The following is a 22,024-nucleotide window of genomic DNA, read 5'->3' on the forward strand; positions in this document are numbered from 1 at the left end:
TTCCTCCTTTGACAATTTCCCAAGCGACATTAGAAAGCAGCAAATTCTCTGCGATCAATCTGTGCTCTCTATGTCTTTCTTCCTGATTGTTCAGTCAGATGTTGACCAGATTGTTTCTATCACTAGGTGTTTCATTATGTATAGTAAAATATTTAAATATCTATCTTTGTTTTAATCCACGAGTTTCATTATACATGAGACATCGACAAAATGAGCTAATATTTTTATTACATTTATGTTTCAAAAACATGTCGTGATTGTCATACTTCGCCAATTCCTTGCAAATCCCACCTTTTTATCCAAGAAAAAAGCATGACCTTTTCGGCCATGCTGGGATGTTCTGAATCTATTTACCTATTTAATCGATTAACGTACAGATCTCTCGTTCGTATTTAGACAGTGTTTGAACACTGATCTGAAAAGCGGATGCAACATCTTTTTTGCTGACAGCTGCTTCTTGTTCATTCATCCATAGATAATAAGATGCTGCTGCCCAGGCAGGTGCATTTTTCTTATCAATTCCAGAAGCACGTGCCTGCTGAATAATATGGAATAACCAAAAATAAGGCATATGGCTGTCAGGCTGAACGGCTTCCTCCAGACTGGATGCAGCCTGTTTTGCAAAAACTGCATCTTCTGAAAAAGACTTTTCTTTCATTTCATCTTCATATAAAAGCAGTTCTATGAATTGCTGTTCAAAAGCCGTTTTCGCTGCGCGTGCATCAAGGACAGACTGCAGAACGTCACGTTCCCCTTTTTGTTTACTGACATAGTACGCAGTCAGCCGTTCCTCAATCGAGACCATTGGCTCAGTCACCTCAGGTTTATCCTGCCACGGCTTGATTTCATCTGCATCGATATCTTCTTCGACCATCTTATCCCAAACCGTTTGGGCGAGCGTCTTGTGGCCTGTATGATAGGCTGCGCTTGCAAGCCAGTATAAAAATGTACTATCTCCTTGAAAACCTGTTTTGTACAAAGAATAAAGCCATTTAAAGGCCCATTCAAATTCTCCCACAAGGGCAAATGTTGCACCTAGCTTATAACGCTGTTCACTTAGTATTGGATACACGTGCGTTAATTGCTTTGCTAACACATTGACCTTTTCTTCTTCTTTTTCATAATGGTAGAAGACTAGCTGATTGCAAAGGGCATGCAGATTACCGGGATTTTCATGAAGGACCCGGTTCAACATTTCTTTCGCCTGATGGATTCGGCCAGAATAAAAATAGGCCAAAGCGAGATTATTATACGCCGACCAAAATTCTGGATACTCAACAATCATCTGTTCCAGCATCTCAATGGCTTCATCGAGTCTGCCGCTTTCTAACAAATGGTTTGCTTGATCCTGCTTCACAATCAGGTCATCCTGATCATAAGGAAAATCTTCGTCCTCTTCGTCGCTCATGTCGAGCAGGTCAAGAAGGTCGTCATTTTCATCCGCAAATTCCCCGTTCTCTTCCAGCGCGGCATAAGCAGTAGCTGATTTATATGCCTCTTGAAACAGTCCGAGATTCGCATAATTATTGGCTTTAAAATAGTGGCACTCAGACATGTTTTCATCGATGTGTTCAAGGATGAAATCAAGCAGTTCGTTTGATTGCTGGTAATGACCCATTTCAGTATAAATAATGGCAAGCTGTGACAGCATTTCTACATTTTCAGGCTCAAGTACGATGGCCCGCTGTATCAGCTTACTTGCCCTAGACAGATTTCTTTCTCTATATGCTTTAAGACCTTTATGAAAAAAGTAATGCCCATCTTGAAATAGCTGGACGACTTGTGTGTGATTATTTTGAGAAGTGTATTTACTCACCGATACCCTCCATTTCGAACAGTGTACCGTGTGTAGTATAACATACTTCACCAGTCGTCACATAGAACAAAAGGAAAGGAAGGATTTGTTTTTCATTTAAAAATAAAAAGCCTGGGATATCCCCAGGCTTTTCATTCACCTTGATGACGTTTTTTTAATACCTTTAATACATCATCAAGCGGCAATTGCTGTTCACGTAATAATACAAGAAGATGATAGAGGAGGTCAGCAGTTTCCCATTTCAATTCTTCTTGATCCCGGTTTTTCGCTGCAATGATCACCTCAGACGCTTCTTCCCCTACCTTTTTCAGGATTTTATCGACCCCTTTTTCAAATAGATAGGTTGTATAAGCCCCTTCTGGCATTTCCGCCTGACGCTTTGCAATGACCTGTTCAAGTTCATTTAATATTGCAAAACGTTCCTGCTCTTCGCTCAGGCGTTTCACGCCTTCTTCCGAAAAACAGCTATAGCTGCCAGTATGGCAGGCTGGGCCGCTTGGCGCGACAAGGACAAGCAGAGCGTCCTTGTCACAGTCATATCGAATAGAAATCACTTGCTGGGTATGTCCAGAGGTGGCGCCTTTGTGCCAAAGCTCGTTTCTCGACCGGCTATAAAACCATGTTTCACCTGTCTCCAGCGTTTTTTCATAGGATTCTTGATTCATATATGCAAGCGTCAATACTTCCTTACTTTGAGCATCCTGTACAATCGCAGGAATCAGGCCCGCTTCATTAAAGGTTAATTCATTTGCCTGTTTCATCTGACCTTCACCCCGTGTTCTCTCAAATATGTCTTCACCTCATGAATGGAGGTTTCTTTATAATGGAAAATGGAGGCTGCTAATGCTGCATCAGCTTCTCCTTTTGTAAAGGCCTCGAGCATATGCTGAGCATTGCCAGCGCCGCCAGAAGCGATCACTGGCACATTGACCGCCTCTGATACAAGCTTTGTCAATCGATGATCAAAGCCTGTCTTTTCACCATCAGCATCCATACTTGTCAGCAAAATCTCTCCTGCCCCTCTCTGCACAGCTTCCTTCGCCCAGTCGCTGACCTCTAAATCTGTTTGACGGCGTCCTCCGTGTGTATAGACCATGTATGCTTTTTTCTCTTCATCGTATTTTGCATCAATCGCAACAACGATACACTGGGAACCAAAAAAGTCAGCACCTTCTGAAATCAGTTCCGGTCTTAACACAGCTGCTGTGTTGACAGATACTTTGTCTGCACCCGCTCTTAATATACGCTTCATGTCATCAAGGTGGTTAATCCCGCCACCCACCGTAAATGGTATCGCAAGCGTAGACGCGACTTGTTTGACCACATCCACCATCGTTTTCCGGCCTTCATGAGAAGCAGAAATATCAAGAAAGACGAGTTCATCCGCCCCTTCCTCATCATAGATCTGCGCCAATTCAACCGGATCACCAGCATCTTTTAAGCCAAGGAATTGCACCCCTTTGACAACACGCCCTTCCTTCACATCAAGACATGGAATGATTCGTTTTGTCATCATATGCGGTCAAGCCCTTCAAATGCTTCTGCTAAAGTAAACTGCTTTGTGTAAAGTGCCTTTCCAACGATCGCACCAGACACACCAGACTGTTTTTGCGCTGACAGCTTTTGAAGATCAGCTACTGCGCTGACACCACCTGAAGCAATCACTTGTTTGCCGGTTGCTTCTGCTAAGCGAACCGTGCTTTCTACATTGGGACCAGAAAGCATGCCATCCATTTGAATATCGGTGAAAATAAAGACCTCTGCGCCTTCCTTTGCCAATTCCCTGCCGAGTTCCTCTGCCTTCACTTTAGACGTTTCAAGCCATCCTTCAGTCGATACAAAGCCATTTCGCGCATCAATCCCAATTGCGATTTTCTCTCCATATTGCGCCAGCATTTTTTTCACAAAGGCTGGGTTCGAAACAGCTGAGCTGCCGAGAATCACTCTATCTACGCCGTTCTTTAAATAAAAGGCAACGTCTTCTTCTGTCCGAATACCGCCGCCGATTTGTACCTTCACATCTAAGGAAGAAGCAATCGCCAGCACATGCTCATGATTGACACGTTTCCCTGCTTTTGCACCATCTAGATCCACAAGATGAATCCATGCTGCTCCATCCTTCGCAAATTGCGCGGCCATGTCGAGCGGTGAATCTCCATAAATGGTTTCTTGATCATAATCTCCTTGCACAAGACGTACACATTTGCCATTTCTCATATCAATCGCTGGATATAATATAAACTCACTCATTTGCTCACCCTCTGTTCGTTTGCTAATTGAATAAATTGTTTGAGTAGCGCCATTCCCGTTGTACTGCTTTTTTCAGGGTGAAACTGTGCTCCAAGCACATTTCCCTTGCCAACAACAGCTGGTACTTGAACACCATAGTCCGCGCTTGCTAATTGCTCATCTGGATTCATATCGCTCACATAATAAGAGTGAACAAAGTACGCAAATCCTTCTGGTACACCGTCAAACAATGGGGAGGGCTGATGAAATGTGAGCTCATTCCAGCCCATATGAGGTACCTTCAGCCTTTGCCCGTCCTGATCACGGTCCTTTAAAAGAACGACACGCCCTTTTAACAGCCCCAATCCTTTTGTGTGTCCTGCCTCTTCACTTTCTTCAAATAACAGCTGCATGCCAAGGCAAATGCCGAATAACAGCTTTTCTTCCTGCACAACTTGGTGAATAAACGCCTCAAGTCCAGTCTCTTTTAACAGCTGCATTGCATCACGAAACGAACCTACTCCGGGCAATATATAAGCATCTGCTTTTTTCAGCTCCTCCACATCAGAGGAGACGATATAGCGGGCACCTGCTCGTTCCAGTGCTTTTGATACGCTGAACAAATTTCCCATTCCGTAATCAATGACTCCAATCATTAGAGCATCCCCTTTGTTGACGGTATCCCTTTCACTCGCGGATCAATGGTTGTTGCTTCATCTAAGGCACGTGCCATCGCTTTAAAAATGGCTTCAATTATATGATGTGTATTGGTTCCGTAGTGAACAATGACATGAAGGTTGATCCGGGCTTCAAGTGCAAATTTCCACAGAAACTCATGCACTAGCTCTGTATCAAAGGTACCAACCTTTTGACTCGGAAAAGCCGCTCTCATTTCCAAATGAGGACGGTTGCTTAAGTCGACCACGACCTGGGCAAGTGTTTCATCCATCGGAACAAAGCTGGAGCCATACCGCTTAATCCCTTTTTTATCGCCTAACGCTTCCTTAAACATTTGCCCAAGTACAATGCCGATATCTTCTGTTGTGTGGTGATCATCAACATCCGTATCTCCTTTCGCATCGACGGTCAAATTAAAGTGTCCATGCTTCGTAAATAAATCAAGCATGTGCGTCATGAAAGGGACATCTGTTTGAATATCCGCTTTTCCTTCTCCATCAATTTCTAGCGCTAATGAAATGTTCGTTTCATTTGTTTTTCTCGCTGTTTTCGCCTGTCTCATTACGATTCCTCCCGCTTTCTCGCTTCAATCGACCTTGCATGTGCTTCAAGCCCTTCTAATCTGGCAAAAGCCGCAATGCTTTCCCGGTGTGTTTCAAAGGCTTCTTGACTATATGAAATAATGCTCGTTTTCTTTTGAAAATCAGTCACCCCAAGCGGGCTGGAGAATCGAGCTGTTCCGTTTGTTGGCAGCACATGATTCGGCCCTGCAAAATAATCGCCCACCGGCTCTGGACTATAGCGTCCCAAGAAAATTGCGCCAGCATGCTTGATTTGACCAAGAAGTGATTCTGGGTATGCTGTCAGCACCTCTAAGTGCTCTGGTGCTAATTGATTGATGACGTCTACTGCACGTTCGATTGATTCTGTCACGTAAATACGGCCATGATCTTGTATAGATTTTGCTGCGATTGATTTTCTCGGCAAAGTATCCAGCTGCTTTCGAACTTCAGCCTGCACACTTTCAGCAAGTGTCTTAGACGGTGTTACCAAAATACTAGATGCCAGCGCATCATGCTCTGCCTGTGAAAGTAAATCCGCCGCTACCTCATGCGCGACTGCTGTTTCGTCTGCTAGAACTGCAATTTCACTTGGACCTGCAATCATATCAATGTCTACCTGACCAAATACTTCCCGCTTTGCCAGCGCGACATAAATGTTGCCTGGACCTGTGATTTTATCAACAGGCTTGATGCTTTCCGTTCCATAGGCAAGTGCCGCAACCGCCTGCGCTCCGCCCATTTTATACATTTCAGAAATACCAAGCTCCTTCGCCGCAGCCAGTACAGCGTCAGAAAGACGACCATCTTTCCCAGGGGGTGTCACAAGAACGATTCGTTCAACGCCAGCGACTAGCGCAGGAATCACATTCATTAATACAGATGATGGATAAGCAGCTGTTCCACCAGGGACATACACACCTACTGCATCAAGCGGTGTTACCTTTTGTCCAAGCATTGAGCCGTCCTTTTGGTGATAAAACCAAGAGGATGTCAGCTGGCGCTCGTGGTATGTGCGAATATGCTTGATAGCCGTTTGAATAATCTGAACCATCTCTTTATCCAAGCGGTCACAGGCTTTTGCCATTTCATCCTCTGTGACAAGTGGATCTTCAATCAACACCCCGTCAAATTGCTTTGTAAAAGACTGTACAGCTTCATCACCATTTGTTCTCACTTCTTGTATAATGCGCTGAACAGCCTGACGCTGCTCTTCTGTTCCTGTATCTAAAGACCGTTTGAGTGAGAGAGTATCTGTCTCACCTTCTTGTAGATAGGTGATGTTCACGATGTTTCCTCCCCTTCTCCAATAATTCTTGCAAGACGCTGCGCCATTTCATCAATCACCGTATCCTTCATCCTATAGCTCACAGGATTGACAATAAAACGTGACGTGATATCACAAATATGTTCCGTTTCCACAAGTCCATTTTCTTTTAATGTTTGACCTGTAGAGACAATGTCTACAATGCGATCGGCAAGCCCAATGAGCGGTGCTAATTCTATGGAACCATTCAGCTTAATGATCTCCACCTGCTCCCCTTGCTCTCTAAAATAGGATGATGCGACATTTGGGTACTTTGTTGCCACACGCGGTGCGACACCACCCCAGCTCGCTCCTGGCAATCCAGCAACAGCTAAATGACATTTACTGATGTTTAAATCGAGCACTTCGTACACATCACGAGCTTCTTCAAGCATGACATCCTTCCCTGCAATGCCAACATCCGCCACGCCGTGCTCTACGTAGGTGGTCACATCCATTGGCTTGGCTAAAATAAAGCGGAGATTTTCTTCTGGTACATCAATGATTAATTTTCTTGAATCCTCGAATTCCTCTGGCAGCTGGTACCCCGCCTGTCTTAACAGCCCTGCTGCTTCTTCAAATATCCGGCCCTTTGGCATCGCCATCGTCAACACTTTACCCATTCCGCTCTTCCTTTCTAGCGCCGATAAAATAAGTCACCTGTTCAAATGCCTTGGTCATCGCGTCAATATTTTCAATCCCCGCTAAGTCTTGCAGGACGATCTTTTTCCCTTTTGACCGCTCCTTTTCTGCAAAAGCAAAGGCTTCCAGTCTTTGTTCTTTACTAAAAATCACAGCCTCCTGCGGCTCAATGATTTCTTTTGCATCGAGCGCTTCAAGAAGACGGTCTAGTCGAAGTCCGAACCCTGTAGCTGGTGCAGGTGCATCAAAGTGAGCAAGCAATTGATCATATCTCCCGCCGCTTCCGATGACCGACCCAACATGATCTGCAAATACTTCAAACAAAATACCCGTATAATAGCTCATATGACTCACCATGCTTAAATCTAAACGGATATATTCTGTACAGCCGTAATCTTCAAGTGTCTCCCAAAGCGACTTTAACTGTGCGAGCACCTCTTTTCCATCTTGTGAAACGACGATTTCCTCTGCCCGCTCTATAACCTCTTGGCCGCCTCTTAACTCTAAAAGCTGTAACAGCCTCGTTTTATCGATGGAGGAAAGCGGTAATTGTTTCACATGCTGACGGTATCCCACATAATTCTTTTCATATAAGAAGCGACGAAGGACGTTTGCACGCTCTGTATTTCCAAGTACATCAACAAATAACGTTTCTGCTAAAGCGACATGCCCGATCGCAATTTTGAAGGACCTTAGCCCGGCATTTTTTAAGGCAAATACGGCAAGCGCGATGACTTCAGCATCTGCACTAATCGAACCATCACCAATCAATTCAATTCCGACCTGCTCAAATTCTGACGGCCTTCCGCCTTCTCTTTCCTGGGCGCGGAACACATTGGCTGCATACCCAACACGAAGCGGATACGCCTGTTCATGAAGCTTAGAAGCCGCCACCCTTGCAATCGGACCTGTCATATCAGGTCTCAGCACTAGAGTTTGCCCGTTTTGATCAAGAAGCTTAAAAAGCTGTGTATCAGTAATCGCCGATTGAACACCGACTGTATCGTAAAATTCAAGCGTTGGTGTCTCCATCAAACGGAAACCCCAACCAGTCATGACCTCTGTTAAGGAATGCCTCACTTTTTTTTTCGTCTCATACAATCCAGGTAATGAATCCCGCATTCCATATGGTTTCTCAAACATAAACATGTTTCTTCCGCACCTCCAACACATTAAAACAAAAAATTCCGAATCCTTTAGTTCGCTAATATGATAATATGCTAACAAAATAAAGTGATTAAATCAATCATTTTTATTTCTCCCTATTTTCATCAACATATTCTGGAATTATTACATTCAAGTGACACCTGTGCCTTTTCTGTATGTTCGATGAAGGAACGTGCTATAATACTTAAAAATATTGAATAACACAGGAGATTAACAGTGAAGTTCATCCAGACATTCATCTTAACTTTGTTGTGCGCATGTCTTGTTTATTTCGGCTTTATATACGTTTCACAAATCGATCAAGTCAAGAAAACAGCTTCGCCGCAAAAAGCAGCAAAAGAAAACGATACAGAACTTGCGGCTGAAGAAACTCGTTCAACGAAAAAAGCAGAAACCACACATCATTCATTAAAAGGAAGCAAAAAAGCCATGGACGTCATTCTCTACAATCAAATGGATGCGCCAAGGCTTTATAACGGATGCGAAGTCACGAGCTTAGCGATGCTGCTTCATTACAGCGGCTATGAGCAAGTAACGAAAAACACATTGGCAAATGAAATCAAACGCGTTCCGCTCAATTATGAAAATGGCTTAAAAGGAGACCCTCATGACGGGTTTGTAGGCGATATGGAGAATGGACCGGGTCTTGGGGTTTACCACGAACCGATTTATCAGCTTGCGAAAAAATACGCGGGCGATCAAGTAGTCGACTTAACCGGAAAGCCTGTTAAAAAGGCCATCTATCAATCACTTGAAAAGGGCTATCCTGTCTGGGTGATTACGACATCCACCTTTGACAAAACAGATAACATCGAAACTTGGAATACACCGAATGGCAAAATAAATGTAAGCTTTAATATGCATAGCGTGGTCATCACAGGCTATGACAAGGAGCATGTCTACTTGAATAACCCCTATGGAGAAAAGAATCAAAAAGTCGACCGTGATCAGTTTGAAGATTCTTGGGAACAGATGGGCAGTCAGGCGATTATCATTAAAGCGTAAAAAAACAACCTCTATCCGCATAGAGGTTGTTTTTGAATGATTTATTTTTCTAATAATTCCTTCAGGCGGTCTTCAAGCTTTTCAGCTGTCATCGCACCTCCACCCAGGCTGAAGTATTCATCCCCTCTTTTTAATAAAAGTGTAGGATAGCCGTTCACATGAAGTTGATGAACCTTCGCAAAGTCGGCATACGCATCATTCATCGCTTCTTTTGTTTTCATGCGTTCAATGACTGCGTCAGGATCAAGATGATGCGCCAAAGCGATCTCCCGATACGTTTCTTCATCACTCAGGCTTTTTCCGTCTTGATAAAAAGCCTTTTGCATCGATGAAGCCAAGTGCAATGCGCGCTCAGGTGCGATGGATCTTAATGCAGAAAAACCAATGGCCGCAGCCTCAGAGTCTAAAAGAAACGTTCCGTTTGCTAACAGCTCCTGATAACGTTCACCAAACTCGACACCAGTCAGCTGACTAATACGCTGATTTGCTTCTGAAATGTGTGGATAATCCTTTATTGGAAGACTTCTTTCCCCTACAAATAAACCACCCGACACAAGTGTTAATGATATCTCCGGATGATTTTCATGCAAAGTGCGGATACTGTTTGAAAATCCATAACACCAGCCACAATACGCATCCCATACATAGATGAAAGACAATTCTTGCTCATTCATACGTTAGACTCCCCATTTATCATTTTTAGGCGGTCATGAAACTGCTTATTCAGCTTCAGATACAACGGTAAAACGTTCTCCAACATGGGCTGCCTGCTCCACCTCATCAACCAGCGCAATGGCGTAGTCAGCATAGCTCACATAGCTGTCACCTTTAGAATTGACAATCAGATGGTCTTTCCCTTTCACGTAAGAACCTGTACGTTTGCCAGCTGGATTAAAGAATGCAGCTGGACTGAGGAAGGTCCATTTTAATCCCTCTGTCTGTTGAAGATCTTTTAGGTTTTCTCCTTGCTGTGAAGCCGTAGCAGCATATTCTTTAGGAAACTCTGGTGTGTCCACTAGTCTTGTTGTTTTCGCCTCATCTACAAATAGACTTCCTGCTCCGCCCACAACGATCAAACGAGTCTCAGGTGCCTCTTTTAAAATATCGATCAGCTTTTTCCCAGCTTCTACGTGAAGGTGCTCTTTTCCAGCAGGTGCGCCAAATGCATTTACAATCACATCAAAGCCTTTGATGTCTTCTGCTTGCAAGTGAAACACATCCTTCTCAAGAACAGCTAGTGATGAATCTGTCACCTTTTGTGCATCTCGGACGATCGCCGTTACTTCATGTCCTCTTGATTGAGCCTCTTTCACAATTTCTTGTCCTGCTTTACCTGTTGCGCCAATAATTCCAATTTTCATGTTAACTCCTCCTGCAATATGGTTTTATGTCGATAAAGAAAGGTGTAACTAATACGGTTACAACAGAGGTAAAAAAAATTGAATAGATCATCCAATTTTTTTGATTAGCACATGCGTTAGTTCACTTAATTTGATCTCAGCAAGTACTTGCTCCATCGCACTTTGAGCGCGGCATAAAATTAATTCAAGCACCGCTTGAATATTTGCACCGATCGGACAGTCAGGATTTGGGCTTTCATGAATTTGAAACAATTCTCCCTCATCCACGACTTCAACCGCTTTATACACATCGAGCAGTGTAATGTCGTCTTCACTGCGGTTCAGCTGAGAACCGCCTTTGCCAAGACTCGTTGAGATTAGGCCTGCTTTTTTTAATTTACTCATAATGCGGCGGATGACCACTGGGTTTGTATTCACACTTCCTGCGATATCCTCCGATGTCTGTAATGATCCTTTTTCAAGTGATAGCAAGGCCAGAATATGGACAGCGACAGTAAATCTGCTGCTGATTTTCATGTTTTCTCACCTCTGTTGTAATCATTATAGTTACACCATGTCACATTGTCAACAAAAAAGTCTGCCGAGCTACTCAGCAGACGTAGATTGACGTGCTTCCATTTCTTCTTTCGTATAAATCATGCGCATTGGATTTCCTCCAACAAATGAGCCTGCTGGCACATCCTTATGAACAAGTGTACCAGCCGATACGATCGCACCATCCCCAATGGTCACACCAGGTAAAATAGTTGAATTAGCTCCAATTAAAACTTCATCACCAATATAGACTTCCCCAAGTCTGTACTCTTTAATCAAATACTCATGGGACAAGATGGTCGTGTTATAGCCGATCACACTATTTCGACCGACAGTGATTTTCTCAGGAAACATCAGATCAACCATCACCATTAAGGCGAACGCCGTATCCTCGCCGACCTTCATACGAAGAAAGGTTCGGTATATCCAATTTTTCATTCCCATAAAAGGCGTGTACCTTGCCATTTGAATAAAAATGAAGTTTTTCACCACTTTGAAAAAGGGAACTGTCCGATAGACTTGCCGCAGTGAATTGACCCCTTTTACAGGATAACGATCTGTTTTTCTCAACTTAATCAGCTCCAACAATCGCCAGGAGATCACTCATTTTCTTCAGCATGAAATCAGGGCGATGCTTTAAAAGCGCCTCTTCTCCCTTAATAGACCAAGCAACACCTGCCGTTTTTGTCCCTGCCGCTTGACCAGACAAAATATCGTGATAATTATCACCGACCATCACCGCTTCATGCGGATCACTGCCAAGCTTTGATAATGCCAGCTGAACAGGCTCCGGATGCGGCTTCTCATTTTGCACATCATCGAGCGTCACAATGACCTCAAAGAACGGCTCTAAACCGGTCAGCTTCAATCCCATTAAAACCGTATCCCGTATCTTCGTTGTGACAATACCGAGCTTAAATCCTCGATCCTGCAGGACTTTCAATGTGTCTATAACGGTCTCATATTCAGTCACAAGCAGATCATGCTGCTTATGATTAAACTTGCGGTACATCTGAATCATATCATCCGTCAAATCAGGGTCCATCGCAGAGAATGTATCAAACAAGGACGGACCAATGAAATGAAGAATATCCTCACGGCTGTACTGACCAGGGTAATAATGATCCAGCGTATGCTGAAATGAAGCAATAATTAATTCATTTGTATTGATTAATGTGCCATCTAAATCAAATAGCACTGTGTTGATCGTCGATTCGTTCATATGGCTTCCTTTCTAACAGCTGCAAGTTCCCGCTTCCGCCAAATATAGCTAATAGCAGCTGTCAATAAAATTGCAGAAATCAGGCGGATGACAAGAAGCGGCCATACTGGAATACCAAGTGGTATAAAAATCAGCGTATCTTCGACCACCGCATGGCAGGCAACGAGGAAAATAAAGGCAAGAGTTAAGTCCTTTTTACTCACACCGTCCTCTTCCACTGCCTTCATCATCACGCCGGCTCCGTACGCCAGACCAATCGTTAATCCAGCCACCATCGTCATAGATGTATTTTCTTTCATTCCAAGCATTCTAGTAAAAGGTGACAGCCACTTAGACAGTGTATGAAGCCACCCTAAATCTCTCATGAATTGAATGATGATCATGAGAGGGATGACGATACAGGCGAGCTGGAGCACACCGAGTACAGCTTTTTGTAAAGCAAGCAGGACGATCATGTACCAGCTGGAAGGCACATCAGCCGCCTGAGCTGCCGTCAGTAGTCCATATTGCGCCGGCTCCTCGCCTCCCTGCCAAACGAGATGAATGACAATAGCCGAAATAACAGCAAGACTGATTCTGACCAACAAAATCACAGACACTCTCAGTCCAACCTTTGCTGCCACGGTCGATTCGATGATCAGGTTATGGCAAAAGGACAGCATCACTGCCAAAATAAACACTTCCTTCACAGGAAGCTCTAATGTCAAAATGGCCGCAATCCCCGCATACAAGTTCAGCATGTTTCCTAATACAAGCGGAATAGCCGCTTCTCCCGAAAGACCAAACACCCCCATAAATGGCCGAATGAATTGTATGATCCAACCCATTACAGGCGTATGCTGCAAGATACTGACGAGAATGGTAACTGGAAAGATGACTTTGCCAAGTGTCCAAGTTGTCGATAGCCCTGCCTTCAAGCCGTTTTTCCATGTCTCTCCCATCTCTTATGATCCCCCCTGCTTAATTCGATGAGTTGTTCTCTTTATACGGAATCGATGCGTATCCTTTCATTCTTCTAAAGAAAATCAGTAGAACAGCCACTGCGAATATCGCAATCGAAATCATCTGTGCGATTCGAAGATGCTCTGTCAGCATTAAACTGTCTGTTCTCATCCCTTCTATGAAGAAACGGCCGATTGAATACCAAATTAAATAAGACAAGAAGATTTCGCCTCTTCTCAGCGATGTTCTGCGTAATAAAATCAATATGACAACACCGGCAAGATTCCATAATGATTCGTATAAGAACGTCGGGTGATAATAGGTCCCATCAATATACATTTGATTAATGATAAACTCAGGCAGATGCAAATTTTCTAAAAAGGTTCTTGAAACCGCCTCACCGTGCGCTTCTTGGTTAATAAAGTTCCCCCAGCGCCCAATTGCCTGCGCTAGTAAAATACTAGGTGCTGCGACGTCAGCTATTTTCCAAAAGGATACCTTTCTCACTTTTGTAAAAACGATGGCTGTCAGCACGGCACCGATCAGCCCGCCGTGAATCGCAATTCCACCATTCCAAATTTTAATGATTTCGTTTGGGTGCTGCTGATAGTAATCCCATTCGAAAGATACATAATAAATTCGTGCACAAATAATCGCTATTGGAATGGCAAATAAGATTAAGTCAATAAACATATCTTTATTGATTCCTCTTTTTTCACATTCTCTCAGTGCGAGCCAGAGTCCAAGCAAGGCCCCGATCCCAATAATCACACCATACCAATGAACCGAAATAGGTCCAAGCTGAAAAGCGATCGGATCAATTGGCTGAATTGCTTCGTTCATATAGTCAACTCCTATTCATCCTGGCCATTGTCTTCAATGACATCGGCAAGTTTACTTGTAAATTGTTCTGCTGCATTATGTCCCATACGTTTCAGCCTGAAGTTCATCGCAGCCACCTCAATGATGACAGCTAAGTTTCGACCTGGCCGTACAGGGATCGTCAGCTTCGGCACATCTGTATCGATGATGCGCATTTTCTCTTCTTCAAGTCCTAAACGATCATACTGTTTGCCTTGTTCCCAAAGCTCAAGGTTCATTACAATCGTAATTCTCTTATAGCTTCTAACAGCGCCTGCTCCAAATAAGGTCATCACATTAATAATACCTAACCCGCGGATTTCTAAAAGATGTTCAATCAGCTCTGGTGCGCTCCCGACTAATGTATCCTGATCCTCTTGACGGATTTCCACGCAATCGTCTGCGACCAGCCGATGTCCTCTCTTCACTAATTCTAAGGCTGTTTCACTTTTTCCTACTCCGCTTTTCCCAATTAATAATACACCTACACCATATACATCTACGAGCACACCATGAATAGCAGTCGTTGGTGCAAGCTTACTTTCTAAAAAGTTGGTCAATCGACTCGAAAGTCTTGTCGTTTTTAGGCTAGATCGTAAAACGGGCACGCCATTTTCATTTGATGCTTCGATTAATTCCTTCGGGACATCACGATCTCGTGACAAAATAATCGCAGGGGTAATATCTGTACAAAGAGACATCATTCTCTGCTTTCGTTCGCGTTCTGGGAGCTGTTCAAAAAAAGAAAGCTCTGTTTTCCCTAAAAGTTGAACTCTTTCTTTTGGGTAATATGTAAAATAACCAGCCATTTCAATACCTGGTCTGGAAAGATCACTGATTGTAATGGGACGATTAATCCCTTCTTCCCCACTTACCAGTTCAAGATGAAATTGTTCCATTATGTCCTTCGTACGAACTTTCGGCACGCTTCTTCCTCCTTTTATCACAGGCGATTCAGAAATACAGCTCTATTTTATCACTTTCAATGATGAACCCAAAATAGTATTTTATCCTGTTCCTGTTTCACCGCCCCAACTGGTATAGACAACTATACTTAAAAAGAGTAAACTTAAAGTAAAGATTACGAATAAGGGGGCTCAAACATGAGCGGTTCTTTATTGCTCTCCAATATTCATATTGTGACAAAGACAAAGATCATTGAAAACGGTTTTGTCGGTTTACGCGATGGCAAGATTGACTATATTTCAACATCTCCACCGACAGGAAATTATAAAAAAGTATATATTTCCCGGGAAAACTTTTATTTACTCCCTGGAATGATTGATATTCACATCCATGGCGGATATGGTGCAGACATGATGGATGCGACAGCAGAAGCAATGAATACACTCGCTGACAACCTTCCGTCCGAAGGAACGACAAGTTTTTTAGCGACAACCATCACACAAAACCATCATGAGATTGAGCAGGCACTTAAAAATGTCGCTCAGTGGAAACAAAGTAATGAAGAACAAGCAGGAAGTCAGGCACAATGTATAGGAATCCACCTAGAAGGTCCATTTATTTCTAAAGATAAGGCAGGGGCACAGCCTGTTCAATGGATTAAACAGCCCGATATTCCGCTTTTTAAAAAATGGCTGGATGCTTCTGAACAGCTCATTCGAATTGTCACGTTTGCGCCTGAGGAAGACACAGATTTTGCTTTCCTTTCCATGTTACAGGAAATGAACATGATCCCTTCTATTGGACATACGAATGCCCATCATGACATGATGAATTTAGCAGCTAAGCATGGTGCACGCCATGTAACACACCTTTATAATGCACTGAGTTCGTTTCAGCATCGTGAACCGAATGCTGTAGGTGCTGCTCTTACGAATGAGAACCTTTATACCGAGCTGATCACAGATGGGATTCACTCCCACCCTCTTTCCATCAAGCTTGCGTATTTGGCAAAAGGAAGTGATCGTTTGATCATGATCACAGACTCAATGCGTGCAAAAGGTCTTGGGAATGGAACATACGAATTTGGCGGTCAGACGGTCACAGTCAGCGGCGAAAAAGCATTGCTGGACGATGGGACACTTGCAGGATCAATTTTGCGAATGAAAGATGGCGTCAAACGGATGAAACAGCTCACAAATTGTGAATGGACAGAGATTGCGAAGATGACCTCAACGAATGCAGCCGCTCAACTGGGTCTTGACCAACAGCTCGGTTCCATCGAAATTGGAAAAATAGCAGATTTGGTGATTTGGGATGAATCTGGTGAACTGATGATGACGATCTGCCGTGGACAAATCGTCTTTGAAAAAAAGGAGGCCAACCACTCATGAACATCATCGAATTTGAAAGCAAAGATCAATTAGGAAAAGAAGCAGCTGCCATTATTGCAAGAACAATAGCTGCTAAACCCGATGCCGTACTCGGCCTAGCGACGGGAGGTACACCTATTGAAACTTACAAAGAGTTAATTCAACTTCATCAAGCGAATCAACTGTCTTTCAAGCAAACAAAAACAATCAATTTAGATGAATATGCAGGACTCAATCCAGAACACGAAAATAGTTATATGACCTACATGAAACGTCATTTATTTGACCATATTGATCTCCCTCAGGATCAGTATTTTCTTCCAAATGGCAAAGCAGCTCATTTAGAAAAGGAATGCTTAAGATATGACCAGCTCATTGAGGATGTAGGCGGCATCGATCTTCAGCTCCTTGGAATCGGTCAAAATGGGCATATCGGTTTTAACGAACCAGGTACCCCTTTCAACTCAAAGACTCATGTCGTGCAGTTAGATGAAAACACGAGACAGGCTAACGCAAGATACTTTTCTTCTATTGATGAGGTACCTACACATGCCATCACAATGGGAATCGCGAGCATTCTTTCAAGTAAAAAGATTCTCCTTCTTGCTTCGGGAAAATCAAAAGCGAAAGTGATACAATATTTAGAACGGGCAGAGATTCATCCGGACTTCCCAGCGTCTGCACTGAAACTTCATGAAGATGTAACGGTTATGATTGATCGAGAAGCTGGATCACTACGCTAAAAACGAGAGGATTTTCACATGTTTATTGATAAGCAGTCACCTATTCCGATGTACCATCAGATTATGGAGAACTTGAAAAAGCAGATTGAGGATGGAACATTAGCACCTGATACACTCATTCCTTCTGAAAGAGAATATGCCGAACGCTTTGGTATTAGTCGAATGACTGTCAGACAAGCCTTATCGAATCTTGTGAACGAAGGATATTTGTATCGTCAAAAAGGAAAAGGCACCTTTGTTAGCCGGAAAAAATTTGAACAGCCGCTTCAAGGCTTAACAAGCTTTTCAGAGGATATGCGCCAGCGTGGGCTCAAAGCATCAAGCCAGCTGATTGACTTTAAAAAAACCGCATGTCCAGAGCACTTGCTGCCCGTCTTACAGCTGACTAATAGTGATACTGTATTTGAACTAAAACGGATACGCCTTGCAAATGATGAACCGATGGCGATTGAAACGAGCTATATACCTGAAAGATTTGCAGGAGATTTAACAAAGGAACATTTAACTGGCTCTTTATATGAATATATTGAAACTCACACTGGTCATGTCATTGCTCATGCCAAACAGGAGCTTGAAGCCAATGTTGCCTCAAAGGAAGAAGCACACTTGCTGTCTATTCTAGCAGGAGACCCTGTACTGTCCATAACAAGAACGACTTTTTTTCAAAAAGACATTCCATTTGAGTATGTTGTTTCCGTTTATAGAGGGGATCGTTACAAGCTCATTCATACAATGGAAAGATAAACAGTGCCCCTGACACGGAGCACTGTTTTTTATTTCCTAAGAAATTTTATTTCGTCATCATCTTTTGTATGAATTTTCCATATTGGAGAAATGGCTTTTCCTTGAAAACGATCTTTTGCTACAGTGTACCAATAATAATCTTCATTTGGCTTTAAGCCCTTCCACTCAAAGCTTGCTTTTTTGCCGCTTTTTATGCCTCGAGCCTCTCCTAGAAGAACATTCGTATACACATTGAGTTCAAAATAATTGGTTTTGACAGATTTCATTTTCGGTGTCAAATCCACATCGATTGAAAATTCATCCTGATCTCCATACGTTTTAGGATCATAAAAATGCTCTTGATTCAAGTAAGGAGAGTATGTCGTAAAGTGAAGCTGATTTTTTTCTTGATCGGCTGTTATCACCCTCATAAACCCTTGACCACCTTCAGGTCCTGACTGATAATCGGCGAGTATTTGATATACTTTCCTGTCTACTTTTCCATCATGGTCATCATCAAGCTCATCTACTTTCCTGCTTGCTCCATGATAATGGCCGCTAAATACGGCCACAATATTAGGATGGCGTTTCACCACTTGGTGGAAGATGAGGTCGCCAATCGGGCTTCGGTTGCCGCTCACTAACAAATACTCATGGAAATTTAAAATGACGATACGATCTGGATGCTCAGAAATGACACGGTTTAACCAATCAATTTCATCTTGCTTAATCCCCCAGCCCATGTACACCATCATATAATCATTGCCGCCGGCAGAGATGAGATCATAATGACCTTTATTGTTTCGATAGGATTCACCATAGTAAGGCTTATCCGCAAAGCGTTTTTCCCCGAAATATTTTCCGTATTCCGCATATAAACCATCCTTGTGTCTAACATCATGATTTCCTGCTAAAACACCATAGGGAATGTGATTCTCATCTAATACACGCATAAACGTATCAGCACGGTGCCATTGCTTATCCTTTGAATCATCCACAATATCGCCTGTATGGAACACATATTGAATGTTTAATTTTTCCCTTTGATCTCTGATCCATTCGACCATTTGTTTAAAGATATGAGGATAGCTCTTTGCATAATATTGAGTATCAGACATCCATATCATCTTATATGGCTTTTGCGATTTGCTGATTTCATCCTGTACTAGCAAATCAAACGTTTGATTCTTCATGTACTGTCTCACTGACAGCAGCCCTTTCAGGTAAAATTCCTTTTGATCCTTGGCAAAGTGATGAGTGATTTTATCCCACTTTTCCTGCTGGTGATTCCACGCGTACATTGTCACCTTTCTCCCTGACAAGGAACTCCCTTTCCATACAGCTTCGACGACATCCTTTTCACGTACATCATGATGAACCTTAATTTGAAAACGATGATAAGGAAAGCGCTGTAAATCCTTCGTTTCAACTGACTTCCCATCAACAAATGCAATACGGTTCCTTTCTTGATCAGAAAAAATCATTTCTCCTTTTTGGAGATAACTCTTAGGCGGTTCTGTCTCTGCTGCATACTTAAAAATCTTCATTGAAGGATGCAGCGATGTATATTGATAGGCACGATAAAAAGAGTAATCTAACTTATCATTCGTTGGATCCTTGGTTAGCACAGTTTGTTTTGATGATTTCATTTTCGTCTTATCTGCCACCCGCTCTGGTGTTTCAGGATGCTCATGTACCGTCTTGAACTCTTTTTTCAACGTCGACATGTTCCCGGCAGCGTCTTTTGCTTTAATTGTAAACGTGTGCTTTCCAGGCTTTAATTCACTAGAGGACGTCTGATATGGCAAAGAAACTGGTTTGCCATCTACATATGCCTTCAACTCCTCTATGTCACTCCAGCGATCCGTTACTTTTGCTTTTAATGTAAAGGCGCCTTTATATTGATCCTTTGCTTGTACGTTGGTCTTAATTCTCGGCCCAGTGTTATCAACTTTCACACGTACTGAAGCGTGCTCGTCTGAGGTTTTGGCCTCAATCAGGTGCGGCCCTTCTTTCAGCCTTTTTGTGTCCCACTTTATATAGGTTGAAACATACGCCTCTTTCGGAATCTCAAATTGAAACGTTCTCACCTTTTTTGCGTTCCCGCTGTCTCCCATTCTCCATTCTTTTAGCGGCTTCGCATTGATTGGCGGAATTTGTGTTCCATTTGATAAGATCATCCTGACGTTTTTCAATTCAAAATCATCATGATTCTCTCCAGGCAGCCGGTCCACCGGAGAAGACTTTGTACCAGCGTGAAAAGAGATCGTTTGGAGACCTGCCTTTTTTATCTCTTCTTCGGGTATTGGCATTGTATAGGTACGGTACACTTTTGTCGAATCATCAAAAATAGAAAGTAAACGCCTACCTATAGACACACCATTTTTAAAATATAAATTTGTTCCTTTGACATCAAATGCGATATATGGATCTGCTTCAAGGGCAGAGGATACTTGCTGATTCCGTTTTCCATCTATCCGTAATTCGATGCTTTTTTTCTGATCAGACGTTGCCTTTAATGAAAATAAACCTGATACCGTATCTCCCTCTTCTACATTGAATCGCAGACCGTGGGCTTTACTGACCTGCTCCACATCAATCGTTTTTTTCAACGTCTTGGCTTCATTTTCGCCGTCTGACGCTTCAAGCTGATATTCCAATTGTTCTTTCCCAATCAACTCAGGTGAATAAATAATATGATGAAATAACCGGTCATTATGGTCTTTTTGCAGCAGTATTTCCTTAAACGGATCTTTTCGATTCGTTCGATAGCGCAGCTTGACGGTTTTTACAGCCTGATCATCTTGGACATCTGCTTTAATCTCTACACTTTCAGTGGGTTTCACCGGTTTCCTTACCGTCATATCTTCAATCACAGGTTTATGGATATCTTGAGAAATTTCCTTTTTTTCAGTTGGAATTTGTGCTTTTAGCACTTTACCTGGAGTGGGTTCTTCCTCAATTTTCGAAATCAGCTTCGTCTGCGTAGTACCATCCATTGGATACTTAAACAGCAAGGATTTATGCTCGCTAAACCATGATGGCTTCAAACGAAATGCGGCAGAAGAAATCTCTTCACCTATATTTGTTGTGATCGAAACAAGACGAGATTTTGAGTTGGACAGCCCTTTGCTCTCGATAATGGATAGATGCTCGCCCTCTTTTAATTGGCTTTTGTACATGGCATTAAAGTCCGCTGCCGTTAAATGCTCCTGCCCTTTTTTTCTCAGCCAGAATACATAAGGTTTTCCAGGTGAAATGGTGACTGGATTTGTGTGAAAGGAATATACATCATCCATTTCAATGCCCTGTGCAGGATTGCGGTAGCGGAGCTGATAATGTTTAAGAGAGATAGGCGCATGTGTCGTGTTATACACTTCGATAAACTCAAAAGCATCTTTGCCTTTTCGGTTTTTTGAATTGACGACAATTTCTGTGATGAATAAGTCTGGAATATGAGAAAGATCCTCTTCAAATCCATTTAAATGAACCGATTTCTCAGCCGTTTTGATGACTGATTTTTGCGTAAGGAACTCTGTATAGTAACGAACGGTTGGATTCCATAATTGATCTGGCGGAATTTTCGCTGTAAATTCTGGCTTCATCCCTGGCAGCCGTTCCATTGGAATCAAGCGGTACCCCAGTTCATCACTTTGTTTATAATACAAGTTCGCAGACAAAATCTGTTCTTGGTCACTAATGGACGCACGAAACTGTAGATCATGGCTTTTTCCTAGAACCGGGCGGACGTCCACATGAAATTGGTCAAAGATAAAAGGCGAAAAAGGCTTGTCCGGTACATTCACTTCTGCTTGAAGAAAAGGTCCTGCTGAAGCAGGCTGACTGAAACAAAAAAGAATGATAAAAAAACATAAAAGCATGATTTGTCTGCTCACGTTCACCATCTTGCACCGCCTCCCTTCGGATATTGTGTCTCCTGAAGGTCGTTTTTATGTCAG

22 protein-coding genes are annotated in these 22,024 nt (G+C 42.8%); 4 read left to right on the top strand and 18 right to left on the bottom strand.

Features of this window, described 5'->3' with window-relative positions; all coding sequences use genetic code 11:
* Positions 1–358: 358 nt before the first annotated feature.
* The 9 genes from NST65_RS16075 to NST65_RS16115 all read right to left on the bottom strand — a co-directional run bounded on the left by NST65_RS16075 (position 359) and on the right by NST65_RS16115 (position 8,380).
* Complete coding sequence (locus NST65_RS16075) at positions 359–1,816, bottom strand: tetratricopeptide repeat protein (RefSeq protein WP_024423555.1); 1,458 nt, start codon at positions 1,814–1,816, stop codon at positions 359–361.
* Positions 1,817–1,947: 131 nt separating this feature from the next.
* Positions 1,948–2,577: a bifunctional phosphoribosyl-AMP cyclohydrolase/phosphoribosyl-ATP diphosphatase HisIE gene (gene hisIE / locus NST65_RS16080; protein ID WP_024423556.1), complete on the bottom strand. Its 630-nt coding sequence runs from the start codon at positions 2,575–2,577 to the stop codon at positions 1,948–1,950.
* Positions 2,574–3,332, bottom strand: a complete 759-nt coding sequence (hisF, locus tag NST65_RS16085) for an imidazole glycerol phosphate synthase subunit HisF (RefSeq protein WP_034281034.1) — start codon at positions 3,330–3,332, stop codon at positions 2,574–2,576. Before hisF ends, hisIE begins: the two co-directional genes overlap by 4 nt.
* The gene (gene hisA, locus NST65_RS16090) at positions 3,329–4,066 is read right to left on the bottom strand and encodes a 1-(5-phosphoribosyl)-5-[(5-phosphoribosylamino)methylideneamino]imidazole-4-carboxamide isomerase (RefSeq protein ID WP_111926784.1); all 738 of its coding nucleotides are present in this window, start codon (positions 4,064–4,066) and stop codon (positions 3,329–3,331) included. Before hisA ends, hisF begins: the two co-directional genes overlap by 4 nt.
* Entirely contained in the window at positions 4,063–4,701 is a 639-nt protein-coding gene (gene hisH, locus NST65_RS16095; protein WP_111926786.1) for an imidazole glycerol phosphate synthase subunit HisH, read from the bottom strand. Before hisH ends, hisA begins: the two co-directional genes overlap by 4 nt.
* Entirely contained in the window at positions 4,701–5,285 is a 585-nt protein-coding gene (hisB, locus tag NST65_RS16100) for an imidazoleglycerol-phosphate dehydratase HisB (RefSeq protein WP_034623804.1), read from the bottom strand. Before hisB ends, hisH begins: the two co-directional genes overlap by 1 nt.
* Positions 5,285–6,565 (bottom strand): histidinol dehydrogenase, encoded by a 1,281-nt coding sequence (gene hisD / locus NST65_RS16105; RefSeq protein ID WP_029706315.1) that lies wholly within the window; start codon positions 6,563–6,565, stop codon positions 5,285–5,287. The genes hisB and hisD overlap by 1 nt, the downstream gene beginning before the upstream one ends.
* A gap of 2 nt (positions 6,566–6,567) precedes the next feature.
* A complete protein-coding gene (gene hisG / locus NST65_RS16110; RefSeq protein ID WP_024423562.1) occupies positions 6,568–7,212 on the bottom strand; it encodes an ATP phosphoribosyltransferase in 645 nt (214 codons plus the stop codon).
* A complete protein-coding gene (locus tag NST65_RS16115) occupies positions 7,205–8,380 on the bottom strand; it encodes an ATP phosphoribosyltransferase regulatory subunit (RefSeq protein ID WP_024423563.1) in 1,176 nt (391 codons plus the stop codon). The genes hisG and NST65_RS16115 overlap by 8 nt, the downstream gene beginning before the upstream one ends.
* Positions 8,381–8,614: 234 nt before the next feature.
* Here NST65_RS16115 and NST65_RS16120 point away from each other — a divergent pair, with 234 nt between their 5' ends.
* The gene (locus NST65_RS16120; RefSeq protein WP_111926788.1) at positions 8,615–9,403 is read left to right on the top strand and encodes a C39 family peptidase; all 789 of its coding nucleotides are present in this window, start codon (positions 8,615–8,617) and stop codon (positions 9,401–9,403) included.
* Between the two features lie 41 nt (positions 9,404–9,444).
* Here the strand turns inward: NST65_RS16120 and NST65_RS16125 are convergent, their stop codons facing one another.
* The 8 genes from NST65_RS16125 to hprK all read right to left on the bottom strand — a co-directional run bounded on the left by NST65_RS16125 (position 9,445) and on the right by hprK (position 15,249).
* A complete protein-coding gene (locus NST65_RS16125; protein WP_061110126.1) occupies positions 9,445–10,077 on the bottom strand; it encodes a DsbA family protein in 633 nt (210 codons plus the stop codon).
* 45 nt (positions 10,078–10,122) lie between these two features.
* On the bottom strand, positions 10,123–10,764 hold the full coding sequence (locus tag NST65_RS16130; protein ID WP_061110127.1) for an NAD(P)-dependent oxidoreductase: 642 nt from the start codon (positions 10,762–10,764) through the stop codon (positions 10,123–10,125).
* An 87-nt stretch (positions 10,765–10,851) separates the two neighbouring features.
* Entirely contained in the window at positions 10,852–11,280 is a 429-nt protein-coding gene (locus tag NST65_RS16135) for an Rrf2 family transcriptional regulator (RefSeq protein ID WP_024423567.1), read from the bottom strand.
* Positions 11,281–11,349: 69 nt separating this feature from the next.
* On the bottom strand, positions 11,350–11,868 hold the full coding sequence (locus NST65_RS16140; RefSeq protein ID WP_024423568.1) for an acyltransferase: 519 nt from the start codon (positions 11,866–11,868) through the stop codon (positions 11,350–11,352).
* A gap of 1 nt (position 11,869) precedes the next feature.
* Entirely contained in the window at positions 11,870–12,520 is a 651-nt protein-coding gene (gene ppaX / locus NST65_RS16145; RefSeq protein ID WP_101676510.1) for a pyrophosphatase PpaX, read from the bottom strand.
* Positions 12,517–13,461, bottom strand: a complete 945-nt coding sequence (locus NST65_RS16150; protein WP_070326061.1) for a nucleoside recognition domain-containing protein — start codon at positions 13,459–13,461, stop codon at positions 12,517–12,519. Before NST65_RS16150 ends, ppaX begins: the two co-directional genes overlap by 4 nt.
* Positions 13,462–13,480: 19 nt before the next feature.
* On the bottom strand, positions 13,481–14,305 hold the full coding sequence (gene lgt, locus NST65_RS16155) for a prolipoprotein diacylglyceryl transferase (protein ID WP_101676511.1): 825 nt from the start codon (positions 14,303–14,305) through the stop codon (positions 13,481–13,483).
* An 11-nt stretch (positions 14,306–14,316) separates the two neighbouring features.
* On the bottom strand, positions 14,317–15,249 hold the full coding sequence (gene hprK / locus NST65_RS16160) for an HPr(Ser) kinase/phosphatase (protein WP_024423572.1): 933 nt from the start codon (positions 15,247–15,249) through the stop codon (positions 14,317–14,319).
* A gap of 177 nt (positions 15,250–15,426) precedes the next feature.
* Between hprK and nagA the strand changes: the two genes are divergently transcribed.
* The 3 genes from nagA to NST65_RS16175 are packed head-to-tail and all read left to right on the top strand — an operon-like array spanning position 15,427 to position 18,086.
* Positions 15,427–16,620 carry an N-acetylglucosamine-6-phosphate deacetylase gene (gene nagA / locus NST65_RS16165; protein ID WP_111926790.1) on the top strand — a complete coding sequence of 398 codons (1,194 nt, stop codon included), beginning with the start codon at positions 15,427–15,429 and terminating at the stop codon, positions 16,618–16,620.
* Entirely contained in the window at positions 16,617–17,342 is a 726-nt protein-coding gene (gene nagB, locus NST65_RS16170; RefSeq protein WP_034281053.1) for a glucosamine-6-phosphate deaminase, read from the top strand. Before nagA ends, nagB begins: the two co-directional genes overlap by 4 nt.
* 18 nt (positions 17,343–17,360) lie before the next feature.
* Positions 17,361–18,086, top strand: a complete 726-nt coding sequence (locus NST65_RS16175; protein WP_111926792.1) for a GntR family transcriptional regulator — start codon at positions 17,361–17,363, stop codon at positions 18,084–18,086.
* A gap of 29 nt (positions 18,087–18,115) precedes the next feature.
* Here NST65_RS16175 and NST65_RS16180 read toward each other — a convergent pair whose 3' ends face one another.
* The gene (locus tag NST65_RS16180) at positions 18,116–21,970 is read right to left on the bottom strand and encodes a metallophosphoesterase (RefSeq protein WP_111926794.1); all 3,855 of its coding nucleotides are present in this window, start codon (positions 21,968–21,970) and stop codon (positions 18,116–18,118) included.
* Between the last annotated feature and the right edge of the window lie 54 nt (positions 21,971–22,024).

This window comes from Bacillus sp. FSL P4-0248, from assembly GCF_038593305.1.
In the GTDB taxonomy this organism is placed as follows: Bacteria; Bacillota; Bacilli; order Bacillales; family Bacillaceae; genus Bacillus; species Bacillus safensis.

Bases quoted from the DNA above. Each gene is read 5' to 3' on its own strand.
- hisIE (WP_024423556.1), bottom strand. From the start codon at position 2,577: ATGAAACAGGCAAATGAATTAACCTTTAATGAAGCGGGCCTGATTCCT.
- hisF (WP_034281034.1), bottom strand. From the start codon at position 3,332: ATGATGACAAAACGAATCATTCCATGTCTTGATGTGAAGGAAGGGCGT.
- hisA (WP_111926784.1), bottom strand. From the start codon at position 4,066: ATGAGTGAGTTTATATTATATCCAGCGATTGATATGAGAAATGGCAAA.
- hisH (WP_111926786.1), bottom strand. From the start codon at position 4,701: ATGATTGGAGTCATTGATTACGGAATGGGAAATTTGTTCAGCGTATCA.
- hisB (WP_034623804.1), bottom strand. From the start codon at position 5,285: ATGAGACAGGCGAAAACAGCGAGAAAAACAAATGAAACGAACATTTCA.
- hisG (WP_024423562.1), bottom strand. From the start codon at position 7,212: ATGGGTAAAGTGTTGACGATGGCGATGCCAAAGGGCCGGATATTTGAA.
- NST65_RS16115 (WP_024423563.1), bottom strand. From the start codon at position 8,380: ATGTTTATGTTTGAGAAACCATATGGAATGCGGGATTCATTACCTGGA.
- NST65_RS16125 (WP_061110126.1), bottom strand. From the start codon at position 10,077: ATGAATGAGCAAGAATTGTCTTTCATCTATGTATGGGATGCGTATTGT.
- NST65_RS16130 (WP_061110127.1), bottom strand. From the start codon at position 10,764: ATGAAAATTGGAATTATTGGCGCAACAGGTAAAGCAGGACAAGAAATT.
- NST65_RS16135 (WP_024423567.1), bottom strand. From the start codon at position 11,280: ATGAAAATCAGCAGCAGATTTACTGTCGCTGTCCATATTCTGGCCTTG.
- ppaX (WP_101676510.1), bottom strand. From the start codon at position 12,520: ATGAACGAATCGACGATCAACACAGTGCTATTTGATTTAGATGGCACA.
- NST65_RS16150 (WP_070326061.1), bottom strand. From the start codon at position 13,461: ATGGGAGAGACATGGAAAAACGGCTTGAAGGCAGGGCTATCGACAACT.
- lgt (WP_101676511.1), bottom strand. From the start codon at position 14,305: ATGAACGAAGCAATTCAGCCAATTGATCCGATCGCTTTTCAGCTTGGA.
- nagA (WP_111926790.1), top strand. From the start codon at position 15,427: ATGAGCGGTTCTTTATTGCTCTCCAATATTCATATTGTGACAAAGACA.
- nagB (WP_034281053.1), top strand. From the start codon at position 16,617: ATGAACATCATCGAATTTGAAAGCAAAGATCAATTAGGAAAAGAAGCA.
- NST65_RS16175 (WP_111926792.1), top strand. From the start codon at position 17,361: ATGTTTATTGATAAGCAGTCACCTATTCCGATGTACCATCAGATTATG.
- NST65_RS16180 (WP_111926794.1), bottom strand. From the start codon at position 21,970: ATGGTGAACGTGAGCAGACAAATCATGCTTTTATGTTTTTTTATCATT.